The following is an 8,263-nucleotide window of genomic DNA, read 5'->3' on the forward strand; positions in this document are numbered from 1 at the left end:
TCTTTCTCCTGCAGGTTGCTTTGCGTGAGGAAGTATTTGACGATGATGCCACCTACTAAAAGCACGAAAACAAAAAGCAGCCCCGCCATCAAATCGGCGTATGCGATCCAAAAGGTCTCTTTTTCTTCGTTATTCGTTTTCATCTAAAAGTGCTTTTTCATCGATGCTCGCAAGCGTTTTTCGAAGCTCTTCGATTATGCTTTCGTTGCTCGTCCGCGCAGCGCCCTCTCCAGCTAAAAGTGCCTTCAAATCCGCGCTTAGCCCCTTAAAGCTAGCGTCAATTTTAGCGGCGTAAGCATTCTGTGAACTTGAAATTTCGCCCGCAAACCCGCCCAAGGAAGCATTTAGGCTCTTGATTTGAGCGCTTAATGCACTTGTAACGTTAGCCAGCTCGCCTTGCCCGTCCGTTAAAGTCTTAGACTGGCTTAGATACTGCGCGGAAATTCCGTTTTGAATTTCGATTAGGCTTGCAGACACGGACTTAAGCGCAGATAAAATTTGAGCGAAGCTCTTATCTAACTCACCGTGAGCGAGATTTGTCCTTTGGATCATCTCTCCTGCCTTTTCAAGCTCTTCTTGTGTAATCGCCATACTTCGCTTCTCGGCTTCCATCACGCTTTCAAAAGCGCCGATTTTTTCATCGATTAGGCGGTTTAGCCTTTCAGTAAAATTCGTAGAGCTCATCATCGCAAATGAGCGCGAAATTTCAGAATTAGCGTTTAAAATTTCACTCAGATAGCCCTGTGTTATTTCGTCTTTGTTCCAGAAAAAATTTTTAGTGGAATTTTTGTATTTAATGAGCAGACGCTCATATTTACTAATGCCTTTTTTCTCAAAATATATCCACCAAAGCGCTAAGAAAATTCCATAGATCGAGACGTAAAACGCCGTACCTACGCCGCCTAGAAGCTGCGCGATCTCGGTTTCGAGCCCATCGATATTGCTTGAGGAGAAGTGCGGCATCGAAATCGCAATCGAGATGAAGGTTCCTAAAATTCCAAGCATCGGAAAGACTGCCGACGCGACAGAAGCGTAGTTTTGATTACGCAGCGAATAGCCGTATTCGTCCACAAAAAGATCAAAGCTGGCATCGGATTTTTTCTTACCGCCAATGCTTAGGAGATTGGCGACGATGTAATTTTTTAGCTCTCGCTTGAAATCATCGATATTATTTTGAAAATTTAAGCAGCCATATTCTGCATTATGACGAGCTAAAATTAGTGCAATAATGAGCAAAACCGCAAGCATCAGGATCGAGTGCGTCTCTACCTTCAGCCCGATAAGCCCCAAATAGCCCAGCAAAAACACCACAAAAACCGCGATCGGCAGAGCTGCGATCTTAAAAAAAACGCCCGCTAACGAGCGCTCCTTCGCCTCAGGTAGCGTGATATCGAGCACTTCGTTATTCGGGCGATCCATATTAGTTCCTATTTAGGCAATTTAGATTGTCAAATGCGACTTGCAAGCGCGCCACCATACTCTGCTCGCCTGCCCTCAGCCACTTGCGAGGATCGTAGAATTTTTTATTCGGTTTATCCTCACCTTCCGGATTGCCGATTTGAGCTTGCAAATAGCCGTGATTTTTGGCCTCATAAGCACGCACGCCGTCCCAAAACGCCCACTGCGTGTCAGTGTCGATATTCATCTTAACTACGCCGTAGCTAACGGCTGCCTTGATGTCGGAGGTCTCGCTGCCACTGCCGCCATGAAAGACGAAATTTACGGGCTTTTCAGATTGCAGATTAAATTTTTCTCGGACGAATTTTTGCGAATTTTTCAAAATTTCAGGTCTCAGCACAACATTGCCCGGCTTATACACGCCGTGGACGTTGCCGAAGCTCGCTGCAATGCTGAATCTATCGCTGATTTTGCCAAGTCGCTCGTAGGCAAGCGCGACATCTGCAGGCTGGGTGTAAAGCCGAGCATTATCGACGCCGGTATTATCGACACCGTCCTCTTCGCCGCCTGTGACGCCAAGCTCGATCTCAAGCGAAATTCCAAGATCGCTTAAAATTTCCAAATACTTCTCGCAGGTAGCTAAATTTAGCTCCAAATCATCCTCGCTAAGATCGAGCATGTGCGAGCTAAAAAGCGGCACGCCGTGAGCTTTTTTATGAGCGGTATTGGCTTTTATAAGCTCGTCGATCCACGGGAGCAGCTTCCTTGCGGCATGATCGGTATGTAAAATCACCGCAACCCCATAATGAGCCGCCAAAGCATGCACTTGATGCGCGCCTGCGATAGCGCCTAAAACTGCGGCATTAGGGCAAGTAGCGCCCGCATAAAACGCCGCGCCGCCGTTGCTAAACTGAATTATTACGGGCGAATTTGCGATTTTAGCGCTTTCCAAGACGGCGTTTATGGAGTTGCTCCCCACCACGTTTACCGCAGGGATCGCAAAGCCCTGTTGCTTCGCATACGCATAGACCTTACTTACGTCATCGCCGCTTAAAACGCCCGGTTTTACTATATCTAAAACGCCCATTTTTAGCTCCTATATTATTTATACTCGATTTTAGCGTTTTTGTGAAGATCTGCCGCTTTTTGCTCGACTACTTTCGCCGCTTTTTGCTGTCTAAGCACGCGCTCAATAAAAGGCTTTGCCTCGCTTTGACTTAACTGCTTTTTAGCTTGAGACTCCTCTTTTAACACGACGTGATATCCGACCCTGCTTTTAATCGCTTTAGTAGTGATTTGACCATCTTTTATCTTAGAGATCGCATCGGCAAAAGGCTTGACCTGATCACTAGGCATCCAGCCTAGCTCGCCGCCGGTTTGTTTAGCCTGCGGATCGATAGATTTAGCTTTGGCAAGCTCTGCAAATTTAGTAAATAGCGCACTGCCACTAAGCCCTTTTAACTGCTTAATAATATCGTTTGCCTCAGCTTCGGTTTTAACGACGATCTGAGCCGCTTTGATTCTCGCAGGCTCGGTAAAGCGCGCTTTGTTTTTGTTATAAAAATCGGCTATTTCTTTATCATCGATATTTATTTTGCTGGCTTCTTTAGCCTGCCATACACGAAGCGCTAAGTTATCTTTTACGATTTCAAGCTCTTTTTTATAAACGTCTTCGTCCATAACGCCCGATTTTTTAGCTTCATCCGTTAGCAGCATCAGATCGATGCCTTTATCGATAAGCTCCTTTTTTTGATCGGCATTAAGAGCAGCGATATCTACATTGCCTATGCCTTGAAGTAGTGGAGCGAGCTCTTTTTCAGTTACGTCTTTGCCATTTACGGTAGCGTAAACGGTAGCGTTAAGGCTGATAGCGGCAGCCAAACTAAGTGCTGTAAATAAAACTTTTTTCATCACAATTCCTTAAAAAAATTTTAATGGCGATTATAACTCAAAGTTGTTAACAATCAAACTGTACTTTAGAATTTTAGGGTAGAATTCCGCCTTGAGGAAATACAAATGAGAAGTAAAAAAGATATTTTAGAGATAAAAAAGAGAATTTTACAAAACTTCGCGGAAGAGCGCAGTGAGTTGAAATTTAAAGATAACTATCAGCTTTTGGTCTGCGTGATGCTTAGCGCGCAGTGTACAGACAAGCGGGTAAATTTGATCACGCCGCGCTTTTTTGCGGAATTTCCTAGCGTTAAGGAGCTCGCAAAGGCCAATCTGGCAAGCGTAAAGCTGCTAATTAGCTCGTGTAATTTCTACAACAACAAAGCGGTAAATTTAATCAAAATGGCGCAGGCGGTAGTTAGCGACTTTGACGGCGTCGTACCGCTTGATGAAGCGGGGCTAAAATCTCTTGCGGGCGTGGGGCAAAAGACCGCTCACGTCGTGCTTTTAGAGGGTGCGGGCGCAAACGTGATGGCGGTAGATACGCACGTCTTTCGCGTCGCGCATCGCCTAGGGCTGAGCCGTGCAAAGACGCCCGAGCTTACGGAGCGCGATCTGAGCGAGGCTTTTAAGACGGATCTTGGCAAGCTGCACCAAGGCATGGTGCTTTTCGGCCGCTACACCTGTAAGGCGATCAAGCCAAACTGCAAGGAGTGCTTTTTAAACGAGCTGTGCCACAGCAAGGATAAGAATTTTCCGTAAAATTTCAGCCTGCAGATGCGAGCTTAAATTTTACGCACTTAAATTTGACGGAATTTTAAAATTTTGACGCCTTGTCTAAACCCGCTCTACGGCAGACGTTCGGCTTTATGGCGCGAAAAATTTAGATTGAAATTTTATATAATGCCTCTTTGATTTTTATATTTATAGCAAAATTTAAAATTTTGCTTTTTGGAACTTACTGTTTTGCCAGCCAAGCCCGGTATCCTTCGCTTTTAATCACGTCCGCGATACTTTTTGCCACCTCCTGCGGCAAAAATTCGGACTTTTTGTCGATGACGGACGCTAGCGCGTAAGTGCTATCGTAATCTTTCAACTCCAAGCCCGCGCGCACCAGCGTTTCGTATAAAAACGGCTCGTCTTTTTCGATGCTTACCGCATCATCGTTTAAAAATTCATAGATGAACGCAAGCTGTTTTTTATCGCCGATCTTTAAAAAATAATCGGCTAAATTCGTCGCGCTCTTAATGATGATTTTGCGTAGGTTATCTATCTGCCGCGCAGAGTAACGCTGCGTAATCAACCGCCAATTTTCCGCCATTCTCGCCGCAATGATAGACAGCTTGAAAGCTCTGCCGCCATAAGCATATTTTTCGCTTTCATCGTCTATTTTTTCTATGGCTCCGAATTCGCTCACCATATGCTCGTATAGCTCCTCATCGCTGCCGATGAAATTTTCTAAATATATCGTCTCGGCGATAGTCTCGGAATTTTCGGGCAGATCGCCTGCGTCTTCGGGCTCCTGCTCTTCATTCTCTTCATCCATGGCGGCTTTTCTAGCTTCAAAAGTTTTAAAATCCACCAGCGGATTAACGCCCTTTTTTACAAATTCAAAAAAGGCGGAAATATCTATCTGATGCTCATCTTCGCAAATTCCGTCCTTAAACATCAGCTCGCTATTTTCGAAAAATTCCCAACCCTCAAGCGCGCCCGGGTAGCTTTGACCGATCCGTCCGTCTAGGATATAGACGCATTCGCTAGCGCTATGATCAGGCATCGCGTGGTCGTTTGAAACGATATACGGCGCTTGCGTTTTTCCAAAAACTTGCAACACTCCGTCGTTGTATTCGCCGCTTATACCCCAAATCGCCGTTAGATTGCCGCCGATTGCGATAACGCCGTCCTGCGAATGCAGATAATTACACGCCGTATCTTTGGCGACCTGTAAAAACAGATAATCATCATCGATGATATCGCCGCCGGTGGATAAATTTCCGTTAACAAACATCGCTCGCGCGTTATTTTTGCCGCCTGCTTCGTTAAATTTATCCTTAAGCCAAGCGGAATTTATCGTGCCTCCCGACAGGCTAAGATCGCCGTCAAACACCAGCACGCAGGAACTACTATCCAAATGTAAATTTGAGCCGAATTTTTGCTCAAATTCATCATAAGGCAGTATAAAAACGGGTGGAATTTTGGTTGCGAAAGGGCTATGGTCTTCGTATTGCTTTGCTTGTGATTTAACGATCTGCTCGCAATTTTGCAGAAAATTTTTGATCTGGCTTTTCATTTTTATATCCTTTTAAATTACTATTTCGGAAAGTAGTTCCGCCGAGCAAATTTTGGCGTCCGTCCTGCTTCATTCTTTGCATTTGCAACTTTCAAGAAGCAGTTGCGAGCAAAGAGAAACAAAAATCTCTTTCAAAACCAGCGTAGCAACGCCGCAGGCGGGGTTTCTATAAAAGCGCTCGTGAGACAAGCCGCCCAAATAAAATAAAGGCGAAGTATTTTGAGATGATTTTTGGGGTTTTCTGCTTCGCAAGCTCGCAGCTGCAAGCAGAAGAAGTTAAAATTTGACGAAGATAAGGCATATAGCCTATCGAGTCAAATTTTAACGAAATCCGCAAAAAGCGCTCAAAAGACAAGCCGTTCCAAGCTACTGAAGCCTAGCGATTATGTTTCTTACTACTTCCGCTATCATCTCCACCGACGCTATCTCACAGTGCTCATTCACGGAGTGTGGCGAGTGGATATTAGGTCCTATGGAGCAGGCTTGCAGCTCGGGCTGTTTTGCGACCAGTACGCCGCACTCAAGGCCTGCGTGCACGGCGGCAAATTTAGCCTGCGGCTTTTGTTTTTGCAGTTCTTCAAGCACGAGATGCGCGAAGTCGCTGATGCAAGGCGCCCAGTTCGCCGAGCGGTCAGTTACTCTCACATCAAAGCCCAGCGCGCTAGCAAGCGTAGCGGTCTCAAAGCCCAGATTTTCAAGCCCCTCGCGCTTCATCGCGCGTCCGAAAAAGTCAAACTCGATCACGCCCTCTTTTTGCTTAACGGTCGAGAGATTTATGCTTTCATTTACCATGCCAAGCTCGGTGTCGTAGCTGCGCACGCCCTGGGCGAAGGAGTTGATGAGCGCCAAAATTTTGCCGCTGTTTACTAGCACGTCCGCTTCGCCCTCGCCTAGGCTCTTTACCCACGCCAGCCCGCGCTGCGCCGGCTCATGCGCGCACAGCGCCTTGCACACGGCGTTTGCGGGGATCGAGTTGCTCCTCTCGCCAAAATCTAGGCTGATTAGCTCGCAGCCCTCCTCGGCGAGGAATTTCGCTAGCAGCTTCGTCGCGTTTGGGATATTTTTATGTATCTCGTTGCCCGAGTGTCCACCGCTAAGCCCAGTGACGCCGATCTCGTAAATTTTACCGCTCTTTTTGACGCTCGCGGCGCCGATTTTTGCGCTTACGTTTATGCCGCCGGCACATCCCAGTGTCACGCGGTCATCCTCTTCGCTGTCTAAATTTAGCAGATTCGGCGATAAAATTTTACCTTTAAAGGCGTTTGCGCCCACGAGCCCAACCTCTTCGTCGTTGGTAAATAGGCACTCTAAATTCGCAAACTCCCGCATCGCGCCCATCATCATCGCCACGCCGATACCGTCATCAGCGCCCAAGCTCGAGTTTTTAGCCCTTAGTATGCCGTCCTCTTCGATGAGCTGCAAATTGGGCGCCGCACCAACGCAAACCATGTCGTAGTGGCTTTGCAGGCAAATTTTAGGCTCGCCCTTTACGGCGTGGATATTGCCAGCCTCATCGACGTTTACGCTAAAGCCCAGGCAGCGCGCAAAATCCGCTAAAAACTCCCTCATCTGCTCCGTTTCGCAGCTGCAGTGCGGTATCTCGCACAGCTTTTTAAAATCATTCATAACCTCGTTTTTTTGCATGTTTGCTCCTTTAGAATTTATTGTAGCGTGGAGTATATGCGGCGACACATACCGCTAAATTTAAACGCGACAGCGCCGATATAGTGCTTCTGCAAAATACACGCAGAATTTCAACCGCGCTAGCTTGCGCCGCAGGCAAGCTGCGCAAAATGAAATTTTACGCAAATCGCAGGAATTTTACCGAAATTTAGCAAGAATTTTATTTAAAATTTAGTCCGAATTTTGCCGGGGATTTTTATTTTACGATTACGCCATCATAGCCCGTTTTTGTGATCGCCTCAAGCATCGCGGTCTCATTTGCGTCATCTTTTGCCGCGACGGTTGCGGTTTTGCTCTGCTGCGAAACCTTCGCGCTTATCACGCCTGGTGTTTGCAAAAGCGCCTTTCGCACGATCGCGGTGCAAAGCGGGCAGTGGATTTTTTCCACGTAAATTTTAACTTCTTTGTCGGCAAAAAGCGCCGTAAATCCAAACATCAAAAACAAAATTTTACGCATAAAGCCCTCCTAAAATTTCAGGATATGTAAGCATAAAGGCAAGCAAGGCTCCTAAGAGCGCGTAGATCAAAATCCATTTTTTACGCCCGCTTTGCAGTGAGCATGCGCGCGGCTTTTTGAAAAAGAAAAATGCAGAAAGCGCGAAGCAAAAAAGTGCTAACGCAGAAAGCGGCGCGCGGTAGTCACCGAAAGCCTCTGCGCCTGAAAAAATGGAAAAGCTCGCGCCAAAAATCAAAAATAAAAGCGCGGGCAGGCAACAAAACGTCGCCGCGACCGCGCTAAAAATCGCGGCGAATATCAGCCACAGACTGCGCGCACCGAAGCGATTTTTGCCAGGATTTTCTTGCTTTTGAGCCAAGGTTTCTTGCGCGGGATTTTCTAGTTTGGTTTTCAAATTTTACCTTTTAATTATAATCTTGCCATAATCTTATCGCACCCTCGTCGGCCTTTTGACGCGGAATTTTATCTGCAAATTTTACCGCTACCAAATTTCGCACAGAGTGGCAAAGAGGCGAAATTTTAAATTCCGCAAGCCGTAAATTTTA

Annotated in this window: 8 protein-coding genes and 1 pseudogene; 1 reads left to right on the top strand and 8 read right to left on the bottom strand. The window is 46.4% G+C overall.

What is annotated here, in order from left to right; genetic code table 11:
- The 4 genes and pseudogenes from Q0277_RS09865 to Q0277_RS09880 all read right to left on the bottom strand — a co-directional run.
- Positions 1-143: pseudogene (locus Q0277_RS09865) on the bottom strand (OmpA family protein); the annotation flags it as partial.
- A complete protein-coding gene (locus Q0277_RS09870; protein WP_297997640.1) occupies positions 130-1,419 on the bottom strand; it encodes a MotA/TolQ/ExbB proton channel family protein in 1,290 nt (429 codons plus the stop codon). The pseudogene Q0277_RS09865 and the gene Q0277_RS09870, both read right to left, overlap by 14 nt.
- A gap of 1 nt (position 1,420) precedes the next feature.
- Positions 1,421-2,485: a class II fructose-bisphosphate aldolase gene (fbaA, locus tag Q0277_RS09875; protein WP_297997642.1), complete on the bottom strand. Its 1,065-nt coding sequence runs from the start codon at positions 2,483-2,485 to the stop codon at positions 1,421-1,423.
- A gap of 14 nt (positions 2,486-2,499) precedes the next feature.
- Entirely contained in the window at positions 2,500-3,309 is an 810-nt protein-coding gene (locus tag Q0277_RS09880; RefSeq protein ID WP_297997644.1) for a peptidyl-prolyl cis-trans isomerase, read from the bottom strand.
- Between the two features lie 105 nt (positions 3,310-3,414).
- Between Q0277_RS09880 and nth the strand changes: the two genes are divergently transcribed.
- Positions 3,415-4,050, top strand: a complete 636-nt coding sequence (gene nth / locus Q0277_RS09885; RefSeq protein WP_297944859.1) for an endonuclease III — start codon at positions 3,415-3,417, stop codon at positions 4,048-4,050.
- 196 nt (positions 4,051-4,246) lie between these two features.
- Here the strand turns inward: nth and Q0277_RS09890 are convergent, their stop codons facing one another.
- The 4 genes from Q0277_RS09890 to Q0277_RS09905 all read right to left on the bottom strand — a co-directional run bounded on the left by Q0277_RS09890 (position 4,247) and on the right by Q0277_RS09905 (position 8,112).
- Positions 4,247-5,578: a hypothetical protein gene (locus Q0277_RS09890; protein WP_297997646.1), complete on the bottom strand. Its 1,332-nt coding sequence runs from the start codon at positions 5,576-5,578 to the stop codon at positions 4,247-4,249.
- Between the two features lie 366 nt (positions 5,579-5,944).
- Positions 5,945-7,222 carry a M20/M25/M40 family metallo-hydrolase gene (locus Q0277_RS09895; protein ID WP_297997648.1) on the bottom strand — a complete coding sequence of 426 codons (1,278 nt, stop codon included), beginning with the start codon at positions 7,220-7,222 and terminating at the stop codon, positions 5,945-5,947.
- Positions 7,223-7,457: 235 nt separating this feature from the next.
- On the bottom strand, positions 7,458-7,718 hold the full coding sequence (locus Q0277_RS09900) for a heavy metal-associated domain-containing protein (protein ID WP_297997650.1): 261 nt from the start codon (positions 7,716-7,718) through the stop codon (positions 7,458-7,460).
- On the bottom strand, positions 7,711-8,112 hold the full coding sequence (locus Q0277_RS09905) for an aryl sulfotransferase (protein WP_297997652.1): 402 nt from the start codon (positions 8,110-8,112) through the stop codon (positions 7,711-7,713). Before Q0277_RS09905 ends, Q0277_RS09900 begins: the two co-directional genes overlap by 8 nt.
- Positions 8,113-8,263 lie beyond the last annotated feature (151 nt).

The sequence above is a fragment of the uncultured Campylobacter sp. genome, from assembly GCF_938030815.1.
GTDB lineage: Bacteria > Campylobacterota > Campylobacteria > Campylobacterales > Campylobacteraceae > Campylobacter_B.